Origin of the sequence: Pseudooceanicola batsensis HTCC2597 (genome assembly GCF_000152725.1) — a bacterium.
Classification (GTDB): Bacteria; Pseudomonadota; Alphaproteobacteria; order Rhodobacterales; family Rhodobacteraceae; genus Pseudooceanicola; species Pseudooceanicola batsensis.
Map to the genome: position 1 here is coordinate 2,234,423 of NZ_CH724131.1, position 17,257 is coordinate 2,251,679.

19 protein-coding genes are annotated in these 17,257 nt (G+C 67.0%); 9 read left to right on the forward strand and 10 right to left on the reverse strand.

The genetic code is table 11. The features are described 5' to 3' along the window. The first annotated feature begins 77 nt into the window (after window positions 1–77). A complete protein-coding gene (gene zapE / locus OB2597_RS14720) occupies window positions 78–1,157 on the forward strand; it encodes a cell division protein ZapE (protein ID WP_009806389.1) in 1,080 nt (359 codons plus the stop codon). A 310-nt stretch (window positions 1,158–1,467) separates the two neighbouring features. Here the strand turns inward: zapE and OB2597_RS14725 are convergent, their stop codons facing one another. From OB2597_RS14725 to OB2597_RS14740, 4 genes are read right to left on the reverse strand one after another with little or no spacing between them, the layout of a single operon-like run. Further along, window positions 1,468–2,742: a bifunctional folylpolyglutamate synthase/dihydrofolate synthase gene (locus OB2597_RS14725; protein WP_009806390.1), complete on the reverse strand. Its 1,275-nt coding sequence runs from the start codon at window positions 2,740–2,742 to the stop codon at window positions 1,468–1,470. Then, window positions 2,739–3,677 carry an acetyl-CoA carboxylase, carboxyltransferase subunit beta gene (accD, locus tag OB2597_RS14730; protein WP_009806391.1) on the reverse strand — a complete coding sequence of 313 codons (939 nt, stop codon included), beginning with the start codon at window positions 3,675–3,677 and terminating at the stop codon, window positions 2,739–2,741. The genes OB2597_RS14725 and accD overlap by 4 nt, the downstream gene beginning before the upstream one ends. Before the next feature lie 59 nt (window positions 3,678–3,736). Beyond that, window positions 3,737–4,639 carry a CPBP family intramembrane glutamic endopeptidase gene (locus OB2597_RS14735; protein WP_009806392.1) on the reverse strand — a complete coding sequence of 301 codons (903 nt, stop codon included), beginning with the start codon at window positions 4,637–4,639 and terminating at the stop codon, window positions 3,737–3,739. A 1-nt stretch (window position 4,640) separates the two neighbouring features. Beyond that, a complete protein-coding gene (locus tag OB2597_RS14740) occupies window positions 4,641–5,510 on the reverse strand; it encodes a CPBP family intramembrane glutamic endopeptidase (RefSeq protein ID WP_009806393.1) in 870 nt (289 codons plus the stop codon). A 102-nt stretch (window positions 5,511–5,612) separates the two neighbouring features. Between OB2597_RS14740 and ilvD the strand changes: the two genes are divergently transcribed. From ilvD to OB2597_RS14765, 5 genes are all read left to right on the forward strand, one after another. After that, on the forward strand, window positions 5,613–7,370 hold the full coding sequence (ilvD, locus tag OB2597_RS14745; RefSeq protein WP_009806394.1) for a dihydroxy-acid dehydratase: 1,758 nt from the start codon (window positions 5,613–5,615) through the stop codon (window positions 7,368–7,370). Next, window positions 7,357–7,977 (forward strand): hypothetical protein, encoded by a 621-nt coding sequence (locus OB2597_RS14750; RefSeq protein WP_009806395.1) that lies wholly within the window; start codon window positions 7,357–7,359, stop codon window positions 7,975–7,977. Before ilvD ends, OB2597_RS14750 begins: the two co-directional genes overlap by 14 nt. A gap of 119 nt (window positions 7,978–8,096) precedes the next feature. Further along, window positions 8,097–8,870: a DUF6478 family protein gene (locus OB2597_RS14755; RefSeq protein WP_009806396.1), complete on the forward strand. Its 774-nt coding sequence runs from the start codon at window positions 8,097–8,099 to the stop codon at window positions 8,868–8,870. An 11-nt stretch (window positions 8,871–8,881) separates the two neighbouring features. After that, the gene (locus OB2597_RS14760; protein WP_009806397.1) at window positions 8,882–9,253 is read left to right on the forward strand and encodes a hypothetical protein; all 372 of its coding nucleotides are present in this window, start codon (window positions 8,882–8,884) and stop codon (window positions 9,251–9,253) included. Window positions 9,254–9,418: 165 nt separating this feature from the next. Continuing rightward, window positions 9,419–10,324, forward strand: coding sequence for a LysR family transcriptional regulator (locus tag OB2597_RS14765; RefSeq protein WP_009806398.1), 906 nt, complete (start codon window positions 9,419–9,421; stop codon window positions 10,322–10,324). Between the two features lie 103 nt (window positions 10,325–10,427). On the opposite strand, the gene OB2597_RS14770 is transcribed toward OB2597_RS14765, so the two are convergent. Genes OB2597_RS14770 through OB2597_RS14790 form a run of 5 tightly spaced genes read right to left on the reverse strand, consistent with a single transcriptional unit; the run spans window position 10,428 to window position 13,632 of the window. Further along, on the reverse strand, window positions 10,428–10,673 hold the full coding sequence (locus OB2597_RS14770; RefSeq protein ID WP_009806399.1) for a hypothetical protein: 246 nt from the start codon (window positions 10,671–10,673) through the stop codon (window positions 10,428–10,430). A gap of 11 nt (window positions 10,674–10,684) precedes the next feature. Then, complete coding sequence (locus OB2597_RS14775) at window positions 10,685–11,614, reverse strand: OmpA family protein (RefSeq protein WP_009806400.1); 930 nt, start codon at window positions 11,612–11,614, stop codon at window positions 10,685–10,687. A 3-nt stretch (window positions 11,615–11,617) separates the two neighbouring features. Beyond that, the gene (locus OB2597_RS14780; RefSeq protein ID WP_009806401.1) at window positions 11,618–12,190 is read right to left on the reverse strand and encodes a peroxidase-related enzyme; all 573 of its coding nucleotides are present in this window, start codon (window positions 12,188–12,190) and stop codon (window positions 11,618–11,620) included. Between the two features lies 1 nt (window position 12,191). Continuing rightward, on the reverse strand, window positions 12,192–12,914 hold the full coding sequence (locus OB2597_RS14785) for a GNAT family N-acetyltransferase (protein WP_009806402.1): 723 nt from the start codon (window positions 12,912–12,914) through the stop codon (window positions 12,192–12,194). Further along, window positions 12,901–13,632, reverse strand: a complete 732-nt coding sequence (locus OB2597_RS14790; RefSeq protein WP_009806403.1) for a competence/damage-inducible protein A — start codon at window positions 13,630–13,632, stop codon at window positions 12,901–12,903. The genes OB2597_RS14785 and OB2597_RS14790 overlap by 14 nt, the downstream gene beginning before the upstream one ends. A gap of 48 nt (window positions 13,633–13,680) precedes the next feature. Between OB2597_RS14790 and sfsA the strand changes: the two genes are divergently transcribed. Both sfsA and map read left to right on the forward strand, forming a co-directional pair. Further along, a complete protein-coding gene (gene sfsA / locus OB2597_RS14795) occupies window positions 13,681–14,400 on the forward strand; it encodes a DNA/RNA nuclease SfsA (protein ID WP_009806404.1) in 720 nt (239 codons plus the stop codon). Window positions 14,401–14,536: 136 nt separating this feature from the next. Next, entirely contained in the window at window positions 14,537–15,343 is an 807-nt protein-coding gene (gene map, locus OB2597_RS14800; protein WP_009806405.1) for a type I methionyl aminopeptidase, read from the forward strand. Window positions 15,344–15,573: 230 nt separating this feature from the next. Here map and pcaF read toward each other — a convergent pair whose 3' ends face one another. After that, on the reverse strand, window positions 15,574–16,767 hold the full coding sequence (gene pcaF, locus OB2597_RS14805; protein ID WP_009806406.1) for a 3-oxoadipyl-CoA thiolase: 1,194 nt from the start codon (window positions 16,765–16,767) through the stop codon (window positions 15,574–15,576). Between the two features lie 144 nt (window positions 16,768–16,911). On the opposite strand from pcaF, the gene OB2597_RS14810 reads away from it, so the two are divergent. Continuing rightward, window positions 16,912–17,253, forward strand: a complete 342-nt coding sequence (locus tag OB2597_RS14810) for a DUF2794 domain-containing protein (protein ID WP_040609821.1) — start codon at window positions 16,912–16,914, stop codon at window positions 17,251–17,253. The last annotated feature ends 4 nt before the right edge of the window (window positions 17,254–17,257 follow it).

Below are 17,257 nucleotides of genomic sequence, written 5' to 3' on the forward strand. Positions count from 1 at the left end.
AGCAAATCAGTCTTTGTGAAGGCCCGCATTTGCACCGCTGCTCTTTTCCCCGTCGGGGCGGCGGGGTAACAGGCGTCATGAGCAACGTCATGCGCGACCTCTACGACGCCCGCATCGCCAGCGGCGACCTGCACCCCGACCCGGCGCAGGAAGCCGTCCTGCCCGAATTCGACCGCATCCTGACCGGGATCGAGGCCATGTCGGAGAAGCGCGGCTTCTTCCGCAAATCCCCCGAACCGCCCAAGGGGCTGTACATCTGGGGTGGCGTCGGGCGCGGCAAGTCCATGCTGATGGACCTCTTCGTCGAGAGCCTCGAGGTGCCCGTCCGGCGCGTGCATTTCCATGCCTTCATGCAAGAGGTGCAGAACGGTCTGCACGAGGCCCGCAAGGCCGGCATCGAAGACAGCCTCGCCCCCGTGGTCGAAGAGGTGGCCGAAGGTCTGCGCGTGCTCGCCTTCGACGAGATGCATATTACCGACATCGCCGACGCGATGATCGTCGGCCGGCTGTTCGAGGCCCTGATGGATCGGGGCGTGGTGATCGTGACCACGTCGAACCGCGTGCCGGACGATCTCTACAAGAACGGGCTGAACCGCCAGCTTTTCCTGCCTTTCATCGACCTCATCAAGCAGCGGATGGTGGTGCATGAACTGGCGAGCGAGACGGATTATCGCCAGAACCGGCTTTCCGGCGGGCAGGTCTATTTCACCCCCGCCGACGCCGAGGCGCGCGAGGCGATCGAGGCGATCTGGCAGGACCTGACCGGCGGCTCGGCCGAACCGCTGGTCCTCACCGTCAAGGGCCGCAAGGTCGAGATACCCGCCTTTCGCAACGGCGTCGGACGGGCGTCGTTCCACGACATCTGCGGCCAGATGCTGGGCCCGGGCGACTATCTCGCCATTGCCGAGGCGGTGCGGGTGCTGATCCTCGAGAACATCCCCTGCCTCGGCCGTTCGAACTTCAACGAGGCCAAGCGTTTCGTCACCCTGATCGACGCGCTCTACGAGGCGCGGGTGCGTCTGATCTGTTCGGCCGCGGACCAGCCCGAGTCGCTCTACGTCGAGGGGGAAGGCGTCTTCGAATTCGAACGGACCGCCAGCCGCCTGCGCGAGATGCAGGATGCGGACTGGGGCAAGGGCGCGGCCTCGGACGGGTGATCCGCTTGGTGGCGGAGTGCGGAAAAGGTTACGGGGATGGGGTCGGGCCACGTGAAAGGGGGCCGTTGACCGGCCCCCGATTTTTACTGCCCGCAGATCTCTTGCCCGCCACCTGTGTCCGTCAGAAACCGGCGCGACCGGCCCTGAACCGACTGAATTAGGTAAGAATTGGAGTGGCTGAACTGCCTGTGCTGCTGCATTCACATTAGGCGAATCGCCGCGAATCAGTCAACCCAAAGTGATTCGCTTCTGTAAGATTTTCGTCACGCTCGCGGTTCGCTGCATCGTTCCGCGAATCAGCTTCCCGGTTTCACCCGTTCTCGCGCAGCACCTGCCCCGCCAGATAGAGCGACCCGCAGATCAATACGCGCGCCCGGGGCTCGCGCGCCACGATCTCGGCCAGGGCGGCTTCGACGCTCTCGCACTCTCGCGCTGCCATGCCGACATCCCGCGCCGCCGCGGCGGTCTCGGCCGCGGGCAGCGTGTTCGGCTCATCCCGGATGGTCACGGCGCTCAGTTGTGTCACATGCGGCGCGAGCGGGCGCAGATAGCCGCGCACGTCCTTGGTATTGAGCATGCCGCAGACCAGATAGGTTGGTCGCTGTGGCAGATCGGCCAGATGGCGGCCAAGCGCCTCGCCCGCCGAAGGGTTGTGCCCCCCGTCGAGCCAGAGCTCGGCCTGCGGCGCAGTCTCGATCAGCGGCCCCCTCACCAGCCTCTGCATCCGCGCCGGCCAGTTGGCGCCGGTCATCGCCGCCTCGCAGGCGGTTTCGTCCTTTTGCAAAAGGCGCAGCACGGCCAGAGCGGCGCCGGCGTTCTCGATCTGGTGCGCACCCGGCAGCACCGGCATCGGAAGGTCCAGCAGACCGGTCTCGTCCTGAAAGATCAGGCGGCCGCGTTCGGTCCAGACATGCCAATGCTGCCCCTGCACCAGGAGCGGCGCGCCGAGCCGCGCGGCCCGCGCCTCGATCACGGCGAGCGCGGCCTCGGTCTGGGGTCCGACCACGCAGGGGACGCCCCGCTTGATGATCCCGGCCTTTTCCCCGGCAATCGCCTCGACCGTGTCACCGAGAAACTGGGTATGGTCGATCGAGATAGGCGTGATCACCGTCACCGCCGGCGCCGCGACCACATTGGTTGCGTCCAGCCGCCCGCCCAGTCCGACCTCGAGCAGCGTGTACTCCGCCGGCACCCGGGAAAAGGCCAGCAGCGCCGCGCAGGTCGTGATCTCGAAATAGGTGATCGGGTGATCCCCATTGGCCGCCAGGCATTCGTCCAGAACGGCCTGCAGGTCGGGCTCCGAGATCAGCTCTCCCGCCAGGCGGATGCGTTCGTGAAAACGGGCCAGATGCGGCGAGGTGTAGGCATGGACGCGGCCCCCGGCCCCTTCGAGCCCCGCGCGGATCATGGCGAGGGTCGACCCCTTGCCGTTCGTTCCCGCGACGTGGATGACCGGCGGCAGGCGATCCTGCGGATCGTCCAGCGCCGCGAGCAGCCGCCAGACGCGGTCGAGCACCAGGTCGATCACCTTGGGATGCAGCGCCATCATCCTGTCCAGGATGAGGTCCGACCCCGGCTTGGTCACTCCTTGGCCTCCGGATCGGGCGCGGCCGGATCGGGCAGCGCCTCGGGCTCGGGATCGGGCCGGGGCAGGCTGCCCTTCACCGCCGGAGGCAGCCCCAGGAGCATACGGGTGATGGTGATCAGCTCTTCCCGCAACTCGGTGCGGGGCGTCACCCGGTCCAGCATCCCGTGGTCCAGCAGGTATTCAGCCCGCTGGAACCCTTCCGGCAGTTTCTCGCGGATGGTTTGTTCGATCACGCGCGGGCCGGCAAAGCAGATCAGCGCATTGGGTTCGGCGATATGCACATCGCCGAGCATGGCGTAGGACGCCGTGACACCGCCGGTGGTCGGATGTGTCAGCACGACGATATAGGGCAGGCCCGCCTCTTTCAGCATCTGTACCGCCACGGTGGTACGCGGCATCTGCATCAGCGACAGGATCCCCTCCTGCATCCGCGCGCCACCGGCCGCGGAGAACAGGATCAGCGGCCGTTTCATCGCGACCGCCCGTTCCGCCGCCGCGATAATGGCATTGCCGACATACATCCCCATCGACCCGCCCATGAAGGCAAAGTCCTGGGCGGCCGCGACGACCGGCGTCTGGCCGATCTCGCCCTCGGCCACCAGCATCGCCTCGTGCTCCCCGGTGTCGCGCTGCGCCGCCTTCATCCGGTCGGGATAGCGTTTCTGGTCGCGGAAATGCAGCGGGTCGTGCACCGGCTCGGGCACCTTTACCTCGATGAAGACACCGCCGTCGAACAGCGCCTTGAAGCGGTTACGCGGCGAAATGGCCATGTGATGCCCGCACGAGGTGCAGACATTCAGGTTATCCGACAACTCGCGGTGGAACAGCATCGTCCCGCATTCGCTGCATTTGGACCAGAGGTTCTCGGGAACTTCGCGGCGGGAAAAGATCGAGTTGATCCGGGGCCGGACGTAGTTGTTGATCCAGTTCATGTCGCTTTCCGGGCGGTTGCGCTGGCCCTCCAGATAGGGCGTGGGCCGGCGAAATGCAATCAGCGCCTGATCGCCACCCGCACCGCCAGCCAGAGCAGCAGGACCAGAAAGAGATCCACCCCGATCGCGAGCCCGAGGATCGGCTCGGCCGGTGCGGCGGCACCCTCGCCCGGCACGACGCGCGGCGGCAAGAGAAAGAGCGCCAGGCCGCTGTCCGGCGCCCCGGCCTCGCCCACCACCAGGAAGGCGAAGATGTTGTTCGCCATGTGGAACCCGACCGCTGCGCCCAGACTGCCGCTGCGCGCCACGAGATCGCTGGCCGCAAGCCCGAAGAAGAAGGCCCAGACGACATAGCGGACCGAGGCGGCATGACCCTGGTCGGCGTACCAGTGAACCGAAGCGAAGATCAGGTTCGGCACCACCAGCCATATCCACCGCTGGGAAAACCGCGCCGCCAGCTGCTGCTGGAGATAGCCGCGATAGAACAGCTCTTCCGCCCCGGTCTGGACCAGGAGGGCGGCCGCCGAGACCGGAAGCAGCAGAAGCCAGCCGGGCAGCGATTGCATGTCCGCGCCGCTCTCGGCCGGGGCGAACAGAACGAGTTCGATGGCGAGCAGAATTAGAAGCGCGCCGCCGAGCGCGCGGGGGAAATCCTGCCGCGCCAGCGCCGACGGTCCGATCAGGCTGCGCGCCCCCCTGTCGTGATTGCGCCGCGCCACCCAGATGACCAGCGCCGCCAGCAGGGCAAAGCTGAAGAGGTCGATCAGGATCGCTGCGCCCGTGGCCCGCGCGACCAGCACCTGTGCGAACCCGGGCGAGATCCCGGCGGCAATCCAGACCAGACCGCTGCGTCCCAGGCCGAAGAGAAACTCGATGGCAAGAAACCCCGCCGCCGTCTGGATCAGCGCCGATGCGGGCCGGGCCGGTGCGACGAAACCCTCGTGCGGATCGTAAGCCGCCACCCTAGCGCCTCAGCACGATCCGCGCGGCCAGCCAGGCGATCAGGATCAGCAGCGCCTCGAGCACGAAGCTCGGCCGGAGCGCGGGATCGGACATGTCCACGGGAAAGACATACAGCGCCATCCCCTCCATCTGCCCGGCCGCCCCCACGACCATCAGCGAGGCGAAGTTGTTGACGAAATGCAGGGCCAGCGCGGGCGCGAGCGTTCCGGCCCGTGCCGTCAGATCGCCGGCCGCCAGGGCAAAGAGGAAGGTGACGCCGACGATCGGCCAGCGGTTGCCATCGGCCGTCGGATCGAGGTGCAGCACCGCAAACAGCGCCGCCGGCATCACGATCCAGATCAGCGGCGACCGGAACCGCGCGGCCAGTTGCGATTGCAGATAGCCGCGGAACACCACCTCTTCGGCCGCGACCTGGACGGCCAGCATGAGCAGCGCCAGCGGCAGCCAGGACAGCCAGCGCGCGAGCGCCAGGTGCTGTTCCACCCGGAGCCCGTCCGGTGCCGGCAGCAACAGGGCGAGCGCGACGACCAGCGTCTGCACCCCGAGAATACGCGGAAACTGGCGCCGCAGCATGTCGGCCGGTCCGAAGAGCGACCAGAGGCTCCGCCTGTGCGCCCCGTGCATCACCAGCGCCATGGCCAGCAGCGGGCAAAGAAAGGTCGACAGCGTCCAGATCAGCCCCGTCGGCGTGGCCCCGGGCTGGAACGCCGCAATGCCGTACCGGTCGGACAGCGCCCCCTGGATCATGATCCACAGGGTCATCATCACGAAACTGAGCGCGACGATCAGCGCGGTTCCCATGACGGTGCGCCAGATCTCGGCGCTCGGCCGCGCCCGGTCGGAGAGGTTCTGCTGCCCGTCGTACTGCATGGCGGCGACGCTATCCGCGCCCGCACCGCACCGCAATCGGCCTTGTCTGCCCCCGTGGCGTCATTTATCCCCGTTCCAGCCAGTCATTCCGGGGAGGCATAGATGACGAAATTCGACAAATCCCGGCTGCCCAGCCGATACGTCACCGAAGGACCCGAGCGCGCGCCGCACCGCTCCTACCTCTATGCCATGGGGATTTCCGAAGAAGAGATCCACCAGCCGCTCGTCGGCGTGGCGACCTGCTGGAACGAGGCCGCGCCCTGCAACATCGCGCTGAACCGCCAGGCGCAGGCCGTCAAGCTGGGCGTGAAGGCGCGCGAAGGCACGCCGCGCGAATTCACCACCATCACCGTCACCGACGGCATCGCCATGGGCCACGAGGGGATGCGATCCTCCCTCGCCTCGCGCGAGGCCATCGCCGACACGGTGGAGCTGACCATGCGCGGCCACTGCTACGACGCGATCGTCGGACTGGCGGGCTGCGACAAGTCCCTGCCCGGCATGATGATGGCCATGGTACGTCTGAACGTGCCCTCGGTCTTCATCTACGGCGGTTCGATCCTGCCCGGCAAGGCACCGCAGGTCGACGAGATCCCCGAGGACTTCCGCACCCGCGACCTGACCGTGCAGGACATGTTCGAAGCGGTCGGCCGTCACCAGAACAAGGAGTTGTCGGACGCTGCGCTCGACATGCTGGAACGGGTGGCCTGCCCCTCCTCCGGCGCCTGCGGCGGCCAGTTCACCGCCAATACCATGGCCTGCGTCTCCGAGGCGATCGGGCTGGCGCTGCTCAACTCCTCCGGCATGCCTGCGCCCTACGAGAGCCGCGACCAGTACGGCGAGGCCTCGGGCCGCGCGGTCATGAACCTGATCGAGAAGAACATCCGCGCCCGCGATGTCGTCACCCGCAAGTCGCTGGAAAACGCCGCGCGCGTCGTGGCCTGCACCGGCGGCTCGACCAACGCCGGCCTGCACCTGCCCGCGATCGCGCACGAGGCCGGCATCGACTTTCACCTTGATGACGTCTGCGAGATCTTCCGCGACACACCCTATTTCGTGAACCTCAAGCCGGGCGGCGACCACGTGGCCAAGGACCTGTTCGACGTCGGCGGCATCCCGGTGGTGATGAACGAACTGCGCAAGGCCGGCCTGATCCACGAGGACTGCGTCACGGCCTCGGGCAAGACCATCGGCGAGGAACTCGACACCGTCACCCGCAAGGCCGACGGCAAGGTGATCTATCCGATCGAGACGCCGATCACCAAGACCGGCGGCGTGGTGGGCCTCAAGGGCAACCTCGCCCCCGAAGGCGCCATCGTGAAGGTCGCGGGCATTTCGGCCGAGGATCAGAAGTTCACCGGCCCCGCCCGGGTCTTCGAATGCGAGGAAGACGCCTTTGCCGCCGTGCAGAAACGGGAATACGAGGAAGGCGAGGTCATCGTCATCCGCAACGAGGGCCCCGCGGGCGGTCCCGGCATGCGCGAGATGCTGGCCACCACCGCCGCCCTGTCCGGCCAGGGCATGGGCAAGAAGGTCGCGCTGATCACCGACGGCCGCTTTTCCGGCGCGACGCGCGGCTTCTGCGTTGGCCATGTCGGCCCCGAGGCAGCGCATGGCGGCCCGATCGCGATGCTCAAGAACGGCGACATGATCACCATCGACGCCATCGAGGGTTCGATCGAGGTCGACCTCTCCGAGGCCGAACTCGAGGCGCGCAAGGCCGACTGGACGGGCCCTCGCGAGACGATCTACGCCTCGGGCGCGCTCTGGAAATATGCGCAGCTGGTCGGCAAGACCTATCTCGGCGCTGTCACCCATCCCGGCGGCAAGGCCGAGAAACATATCTATGCCGATCTCTGATCGAACCGAGGCCGGGCGCAGAGCCAGGGCGCTCCCGGCCCTGCTCGGCGGCCTGGCAATGCTGCTGCTTGCGGCGTGCGACGAGACCGGCGCCCCCGGTCTCTTCGGTCCGCCCGCGGCCTCCGCGCTCGAAGCCGTGGCCTTCGACGACGGCGAGATCGTGGTACAGGGCCCGGCGGGTTTCTGCATCGACCGGACCTCGCTCCGCGTCCGGGGCGAGAGGCACTTCGCGCTCGTCGCGCAATGCGACTTGCTGCGGCGCGATGCGATCGCGGGCATATCGTCCCTGTCCTTCCTGACGGTCACGGTCGTGCGGACGACGCCCGATGCGCAGCTTCCCACGGGCGGGCAGATCGCATCGACCTTCGGCCCCGCGACGCTGCTTTATGATTCCATGATCGACGGGATCCGGGTGGTTCAGCTGTCGCGTGGCGGCGAAACCGCGACCAAGCAGGCCGATCCGGTGCATTGGCGGGGCGTCATGCACCTCAAGGGCCACGCCGTCGGGCTGGCCGCATACAGCATGCAGGACGGATCTGGTGCGGGACGTGAGGGGCGCGATCTGCTGCTTGCGCTGGCCCGGAACATCCGCAGCGCCAGCGAATAGGGGTCAGGCGCCCAAAATCACCGCCCGGGTCTCATTCACGTTATGGATCGAACAGGTTCCGTGTCATACACTCGGCAACGGCGACAAGACCGGCAGCACGCAAGACGACACAGGCAGCGATGGCAAATGTCATTTCCTCACTTCTGGAGCGGCTGATCGCGCATCGCGAGCTGCGTCGCTGGTCGGCCGAGGCCCGGAATGCCAGGACCATGAGTTTCGCCCAACTCCGCGCAAGGCGCACCCGGGCCCACGCCCTCCGGAGCCGCATAGACGAGGCCCTGCGCGAAGCCGAAGCCCGGCTGGCCCTGCCGGCAATCGGTTCGGACGTCTTCCCCGTCCCCCACGGCACGGATTGGTCATGGCGGCCTTCGCTCTGGCGCGCTCCGCTCGCACGCCGCGGCATGGCCTCGGTCGACGGCACGTCGCAGATCGACGATCAGGTTTCGGTGCATCACGACTGCATCCGGTCCGAACTTTCGCTGCGGCAGGTGCGCAACACGCGCGAGGCGGATCTCGCGCCATTCGGCCTGCGCCTCGAGGTCTTTTCCTTCGAAGGCTCGTTCCTCTCGCTCGTCGCCGAACTCCCACCCGAGGCGCTGAAGGGGCTCGAAAGACGTCATCTGATCCGCTTGTCCCTCTCGGTCGCGCTGGAAAAGCCGCTCGAGATCTTCGCGCGGCTCAACATCCTGCATGGACCCAACACCGAACAGATCGTGCGGGAGCTGCCGGCCGAGGGAGAGGAGAAGATGGTGGAATTCGACCTCGCCTACTCCGAGCTCAACGAGAAGCGGCTTGAAAAGGCCTGGATCGACCTGATCTTCGAGAGGCCGGATATGAACCAGATCGAGATCCGCGACCTGACACTGGCGCGCTGCCCTCGCGCGGAATTCTGAAGGACCCCCGGATGAGCGTTCTGACCGTCACCAAGACCCGCCTCGTCAACGGCCGCTACGAGGGCGTCATCTCGGACGTGCCCGAGGGCATCCGCCCTGGCGTTGCGGCAAGGGTCCGCGACCGGGCGGTCGAGGATCTTTCGGTCACGCCCATGGGCGACGGCACCTGGCGGCTGATCTTCGACGTTCCGGCCTCGGCGATCAGCGACGGGATCCAGACAATCGCGGTGGTCGAGGCGAATACCGGCGAGGTTCTGGACAGTCTTGCCATAATCGCGGGAGAGCCCGCCAATGAAACAATGCAGGCCGAGATCGACCTACTGCGTGAAGAACTGGACCTGCTCAAGCGGGCTTTCCGGCGACATTGCGTCGAAACCGCCTGAATTCTCCACAATATGGCGGGAAACGGGGTGTTTCCCTGTTTCCGGTCGCTAAACGATCCTGACTTTACCCCTCAATTGACGATGGCGCGCCCGGATTGCGCCCAATTTCCCCCCGATAACCCGATGCCAAGGCAGACAGAAGCTACAGGCAGAAAGGTTAGTTCAATGGACCGTCTGACAGAGATGGAAGCTTTCGCGACGGTCGTGGATCAAGGTGGTTTCACCGACGCGGCCAAGAAGATGGGGATCTCGAAATCCGCCGTGTCCAAGCACGTCTCCTCGCTCGAGGCGCGACTGGGCGCACGTCTTCTGAACCGGACCACGCGTCGCGTGTCCCCGACCGAGATCGGGCTGGCCTACTATGACCGTGCCCGCCGGGTGCTCAACGACGCCGGCGAGGCCGACGCCCTTGTCACCTCCATGCAATCCGCGCCATCGGGCCTGCTCCGCATCTCGGTGGCGACGGATTTCGGCGTGAACCACCTCAGTCCCGTGCTGGGCGAATTCCTGGCCGAGTTCCCGGACATCACCGTGAACATGGTGCTGAACAACCGCTACGTGGAACTGATCTCGGAAGGCTTCGACATGGCCATCCGCATCGGCGAACTCGAGGACAGCACGCTGCGCGCCAGAAAGCTGACCGAGACCTCCAAGCGCATGATCGCGGCGCCCACCTATTTCGAGAAATATGGCCGGCCCACCAAGATCGACGATCTGAACGAACACAAGCTCCTGCACTATTCCTCGCAGGCCTCGGGCAATGTCTGGAAGCTGACCGCCCCCTCGGGCGAAAAGCGCCAGGTCCGCACCGCCGGCTGGTTGTCGGTGAACGACGGGCAGTCGCTGCTGAACGCGGCCATCGCGGGTCTCGGCATCGCCTACCTGCCCTCGTTCCTCTACGCGGAAGCGCTGGAAACGGGCCAGGTCATGGACGCCATGCCCGAACTGCCCACCGAGACGCAGGGCATCTACGCCGTCTACCCGCCGGGCCGGTTCACCCAGCCCAAGGTGCGCGCCTTCATCGACTTCCTCGTTCGCTCCTTCGCCGAGAAAGGCCCGGACAGGTGGTGACCACCGGATAGGTTTCCTTCCCCAGCCTGGTCTCAGGCCACCTCGCCCGGCGGTTCCGCCGGGCGTTTCTTTGCTGACGGACGGGTGCGGCCGCGGCCGTCGCTCAGCGCCGATCCGTGATCGCGTCGGCGAGCCAGCCCACGACCGAGAGGGCTTCTTCCATCGCGTCGGAACAGCTTGAGAACCGGCGGTCCCCCTGAAGGCCGATGCTGTACCAGCCGCGCCCGTCCTCGGGATCGCGTCGATATTCGTCGAAGCCGTAGCTCCCGTCCGGGCGCTGGAATATATCGACGCAAAGCGTCTCGCCGTCGAAGTTGACCGATCGGATCACCCTGTTTTCATGTGCCATTCCGGCGCCTCCTATTCCGCCGCCAGCAGGACCGCTTCGACCCGCCGGTTCCGCTCCCGCCCCAGGGCGGTGAGGTTGCTGGCCACCGGGGCGAGGAACCCGGCCCCGCGCGCCGACACCTGACTGCCGGCCACCCCGTGCCGGTCGATCAGTCGCTGGCGCACCGCCTCGGCCCGCCGCCGCGACAGAGCGACATTCGCATCATGCGCCCCGACGGCGTCCGTGTGCCCGACCAGCGCGACGATGCGGGCGGGATCACCCTTGATGTAGACCGCGAGTTCCGCGAGCGAGGTGTACTCCCGGTCGGCCAGCGCGGCCGCGCCCGACTGAAAATCCAGATCGTCCAGAACGACGTGACCGGCCGTCCGGAGCACGTCGATCAACTCGGCATCCGCCTCCGGCTCCTCCGGCGCGTCCGGCCCGGTCGCGTCGCCCGTGGCCTCCGGTTCCACCGGCGCGCCACCGCCCTGCACCTCGATCAGCTGGAGATAGCCGTGCAGCCGCCCCCGGCTGACCAGGAGAAAGACCTGCGCATCGCCGTTCCGTGCCGTGATGACGCGGAAATCGAACAGGTCGACATTCATCTCGGGCGCCGGCAGGACCGGCAGCCCGTATCGAAAATCGAACCCGCCGCATTCCGCCGTGGCACAATCGAGCACTGTCTCGTAACCGGCCTCGGCCAGGTCCTCCCTCAGCTGCCGCAGGAGCGTCAGCGTCGAGAAGCCGGGCGAAGAGATGCGCCAGGCGCGCCAGCGGATGCTCCCCTCGACCCGCTCGAACGGGCTGGCAGCGGTGATCGTGCCGACCGGAAGGAAGACCGACCCCGCCTCTTCGGTCTGGTCATAAGTCTGCTCGGCGCCGGCCGGGAGGCTCTGCGGGTCGAATGCGTGGGCCGGAGCCGCCAGCAGCCACGCGATGCAGAGGGCCCCGATCCGCCACATGCCTCACCGCGCCTGCGCGTGATACTCGTCGTTCGGGCGCATGTCCGTCGCACTGGCCACCCGGTTGGTCATGTTGAAGAAGCCGGCGACATTGGCGATGTCCCAGATGTCGCGGTCGGTGAACCCATGGTCGCGTAGCGCCTGCCGGTCCGGCTCTTCGATGCTGCGGCTGTCGCTCGTCACCTTGGCGGCGAAATCCAGCATCGCGCGCTGGCGCGGTTCGAGATCGGCGACGCGGTAGTTCATCACCATCATCTCGCCCAGTTTCGGATCGCCCGACAATTCACGCACTGCGGCCCCATGCGCCGTCAGGCAGTAGAAACACCCGTTGATGGACGAGACCACCACCGCGATCATCTCGCGCTCGAGCTTGGTCAGGCCGCTGTCGGCCAGCATCAGATCGTTGTAGAGCGCCGAAAAGGCGTTCAGCTTGTCGATGTCGAAGGCGTGCGCTCTCAGCACGTTCGGCACCATTCCAAGCTTGTCCTGACAGACATTGAAATATTTCTGCGTCTTCTCCGGCAACGGATCAACCATCGGAAGATCCAGTGCGGTCGGCAGGTCGCGGGTGCTCATCTCAGCTCTCCTTGATCCGGTAGTGATACTGTCCGATCGTCGCCAGCCCCAATCTAGCATAGAGGGCGCTGGCCGCCTCGTTCGATTGCACGCAGAGGACCGAGAACTGCTCGGCCCCCTGCTGCGCCGCCCATTGCGCGGCCTGAATCGTCATGGCCCGGCCCATCCCGGCCCGGCGGGCGGCCGGGACGATCTCGAGCGCGTGCATCATGCCGATCCCGCCGCTGACGCCGACAAAGCAGGTGCCCCCCGGCGAATTCTCGTGACGACCGATCAGCGCGGTCTTGGCACACTCCGCCCGCTCCATCACGGCGATGCGGTCGGCTCCGACGCCGCCCTCGGCCCAGAATTCCAGCTGGATGGCCAGGGGCTCCCATACGGCGAGACTCGCCTGTTCCGGGTCGGTCGGCAAGCCGGTCAGTTCGTTCACGGGAATCGTCATGACGTCTGTCGGATCCACGATGGCGTACCCTTGCGCCGCCAGCATGTCGTCCAGCGCCGCATCCCCCGGACGAAGCGAGAACAGCGGCACCTGCCCCATCTCGCGCATCTGCGCCTCGGCGGCCAGGATATCGGTCGAGGCCACCGCACCCCGGGCGGTCGCGGCCGTGACCCGCTTGCCGCCCCCCGGGGACCGGCGCAGCATGAACGGGCCGCAGGCGACCGTCTCCGCCGGCGGCCAGGTGGCCTCGGCCGCGGCGAAATGGGCCTCAAGCTCCGGCATCGGGAAAGACCTCCTGCAGTTCGGTCATCGCCGCGTCCACACGCGCGCCATCGGTGCCCCGAACCACGACATTCGAGCCGAAGACCCCGTTCATCTGAAATGGATACGAGCCGAAGGACAGGTCCGTGTACGCCTCGGACAGGGCCCGCAGCGGCCCCGCGATGTCCCCTTCGGGCCGCATGACGCGCCAGGTCTGGCTCAGCAGCGGCGTTCCTCCGGTCAGCCCCGGCAGGACCGAGGCGACCATCGCCTCGAATACGGCGGGGACCCCGGCCATGACATGGACGTTCTCCAGGGTGAAGCCCGGCGCCGTCGATACCGGGTTCTCGATCAGCACCGCGTCGTCGGGGATCCGCGCCATGCGCAGCCGCGCCTCGGTCACCTCGACGCCGCGCGCGCCGTAGGCGTCCTCGAGCAGCTTCCGCGCATCGGGCCGCACGTCGATATTCCGTCCGAAGGCCTCGGCCACGCAGTCCGCCGTGATGTCATCATGGGTTGGCCCGATTCCGCCGGAGGTAAAGACGTTGTCATGGGCCTCGGACAACGCCCGGAGGGCCGAGACGATCGCCGGGGCCTCGTCCGGCACCACCCGGACCTCCTTCAGGTCGATGCCCACCTTCACCAGTTCCCCCGCCAGGTGGTGCATGTTGGAATCCCGGGTCCGGCCCGAGAGGATTTCGTCCCCGATGACCAGCATCGCGGCGGTTGGGTTGGGCATGAGGCCTCCGGCTTGTCTTTTGGCTGATCAAGGGTATAGGCCCGCCCCATGCGCTTTCAAACCCCTCTCGTGCCAGCCCGGCTGATCCGCCGGTATAAACGGTTTCTCGCCGACATCCGGCTGGGGGACGGCACCGAGGCGACGGCCCATTGCGCCAATCCGGGCGCCATGACGGGCCTCGCCGATCCCGGAACGCGCATATGGGTCGAACCGAACGCGGATCCGAGGAAGAAACTGAAGTTCGGATGGCGGCTGGTCGATCACGAAAACGGCCACATGACCTGCGTCGATACGTCGGTGGCGAACCGCGCCCTGAAAGAGGCGCTGCTGGCCGGGGACCTTGCCGAGTTCACGGCCTATCCCGACATCCGTCCCGAACAGAAATACGGCAGCAACAGCCGGATCGACTTTCTGCTGCGCGGCCCCGGCCGGGCCGACTGCTATATCGAGGTGAAGTCGGTGACACTGACGCGCCGCGAGGGGCTGGCCGAATTTCCCGACAGCGTCACCGCCCGGGGCGCCCGCCACCTGCGCGAACTGGCCGCGATGGCCGCCGCGGGACATCGCGCCGTTCTCCTCTATCTCGTTCAGCGGACGGATGCGGCGCGGGTGAGCGTCGCCGCCGACATCGACCCGGTCTATGCCGCCGCGTTCGATGCGGCGCGACGGGCCGGCGTCGAGGCGATGGCCTTCTCCACCCGCCTCTCGCCCGAAGCCGTCGGGGTGGGACCGGCCCTGCCGGTCGGCGAGGCCCTCACGCCCCGGTGAACCGGTCGGAAGAGCCTTGCCGAAACCGCCGCGCCCCGGGGCTAAACCACTTGACTCCGGCGCGAACCGGGCCGCTTCACGTTGAACATGCGCAGGAATTGACCTATCTAGACCCTGAACGACGAGAGGCCGCTTGTTGGACCAGAAACGCCAGATCACCCGCGACGGAATCCGCATCTACGAAGAGGCGGACTTTGCCGGCATGCACGAAGCCGGCGCACTGGCTGCCCGCATTCTGGACGAGATCGCCGAACATGTCTTTCCCGGCCAGACCACGGCCGAGATCGACCGCCTCATCGAGGCCAAGGTCGCGGCGGCCGGCGCAACTTCGGCGACGATCGGCTACAAGGGGTATGAACACGCCTCCTGCATCTCGATCAACCACGTGGTCTGTCACGGCATTCCCGGTGACAAGCGCCTCAAGGACGGCGACATCCTGAACATCGACGTCACCGTCATCGTCGACGGCTGGTTCGGCGACACCAGCCGCATGTTCGTGGCGGGCAAGCTCTCGCGCAAGGCCGAGCGGCTGATCCAGGTGACGCACGACGCCCTGATGAAGGGGATCGAGGTCGTCCGCCCCGGCGCCACCTTCGGCGATATCGGCCATGCCATCCAGAGCTATGTCGAGGCGAACCGCATGTCCGTTGTCCGCGATTTCTGCGGCCACGGACTGGGCCGCGTCTTTCACGCCCCGCCCAACGTGCTGCATTACGGCCGGGAAAAGACCGGCCCCGTGCTCGAAGAGGGCATGTTCTTCACCATCGAGCCGATGGTGAACCTCGGCCGCCCCGAGACCAAGGTGCTGGCCGACGACTGGACCGCCGTGACGCGGGACAAGTCGCTGTCGGCCCAGTTCGAACACTCCGTCGGCGTGACCCGCGATGGCGTCGACATCTTTACCCTGTCGCCCGCCGGAACCTTCCACCCGACCTACGCCTGAGGCGGTCGGGCTGCACTTGCTGCCCGCATGCGCCGACGGTCCGATGACGGCACCCGCAGCGCGGTTGTCACCAACCTTCGCCCCGCCGGGCAAGGTCCGGCCGTCACCGCGCCGGCACGATCCTCGGTCCGGACCCGGCCTCTCCTGTCGCCGGTCTGGCGGCGGGGCCGGGAGTTCCTTGGGTCAGGCCCGAGGATGCACCGCCCTTCGGGACCGGCCCGCCGCGTCGATCAGGCCGCCTCGAGCATCAGCGCGATGCCCTGGCCGACGCCGATGCACATGGTGCAGATCGCGCGCTTACCGCCCATGTGACCCAGAGAAAGCCCCGCCGTCAGCGCCAGCCGGGCCCCGGACATGCCGAGCGGATGGCCGAGCGCGATCGCCCCGCCGTTCGGGTTCACATGATCCGCGTCATCCGGCAGGCCCAGCTGCCGCGTCACCGCCAGCCCCTGCGCGGCGAAGGCCTCGTTCAACTCGATCAGATCCACCTCGCCGATCGAGGTGCCGGTCATGGCCAGCAGTTTCTCGGTCGCCGGTGCGGGACCGATCCCCATGATCCGGGGCGGAACCCCGGCGGTGGCCATGGCGACGATCCGCGCCCGCGGCGTCAGCCCGTATTTCTCGACCGCGGCCGCCGAGGCGACGATGACCGCGCAGGCCCCGTCGTTCACGCCCGAGGCGTTGCCCGCGGTGACCGTCCCGCCCTCGCGGAAGGGCGTCGGCAGCTTGGCCAGCTTTTCCAGCGTGGTGTCGCGCGGGTGCTCGTCGCGGTCCACGACGATCGGGTCTCCCTTGCGCTGCGGAATGGTGACCGGCGTGATCTCCTCGGCCAGGCGGCCGCCCTCGATGGCCGCGATGGCGCGCTGCTGGGACCGCAGGGCAAAGGCGTCCTGAGCTTCGCGACCGACCTGGAACTGCTCGGCCACGTTCTCGGCGGTCTCGGGCATGGAATCGGTGCCGAAGTGCTTGTGCATCTCCTTGTTCACGAACCGCCAGCCGATGGTCGTGTCATAGATCTCGGCCCTGCGCGAAAAGGCGGTCTCGGCCTTGGGCATCACCAGGGGCGCGCGGCTCATCGATTCCACGCCGCCCGCGATCACCACCTCGGCCTCGCCTGTCCTGATCGCCCGCGCCGCCGTGCCGACCGCGTCCAGACCGGACCCGCAGAGCCGGTTGATCGTCATCCCCGGAACGTCCTCGCCGAGACCCGCGAGCAGCGTGGCCATCCGTGCGACGTTGCGATTGTCTTCTCCCGCCTGGTTGGCGCAGCCCATCATGACCTCGTCGACCTTCAGACCCTCGTTCCGGGCCATCAGGTCGCGCATCACATGGGCCAGCATGTCGTCGGGACGGACCGCCGAAAGCGCCCCGCCATAGCGCCCGATCGGCGTGCGCAGGCCATCGCAAAGGTAAGCTTCGGTCATCCTTGGATCCTCCCGGTTCTGATGCTCCGGCAACCTGCGACGAACCGAACGCGCGGTCAAGTCACGCGGAAGTGCATTCCGCGATGCGGTCCGGCAATGCCGAAGACGCTTGATTTCATGGTCGATCGGCGCAACTCTGATGATATGACGGTTCATCCACCGACCCCGTTTCCGAAATCCTCGCAGGACTGCGTCGCGTTCCACCGCACGGAACTCTCGGTGATCCTCTCGCTCTACGGCCGCATGGTCGCGGCGGGGGAATGGCGGGACTACGGGATCTCGTCACTGTCCGATGTCGCGATCTTCTCGGTCTTCCGGCGCACCGCCGAGAACCCGCTCTACCGGATCGAAAAGCGCCCTGCCCTTCGCACCCGGCAGGGTCAGTACTCGGTCGTCGGCATGGACGGTCAGATCCTCAAGCGCGGCCATGACCTGAAGACCGTGCTGCGGGTTCTCGAACGCAAGCTGATCCGCGCGGTGGAATAGGCGC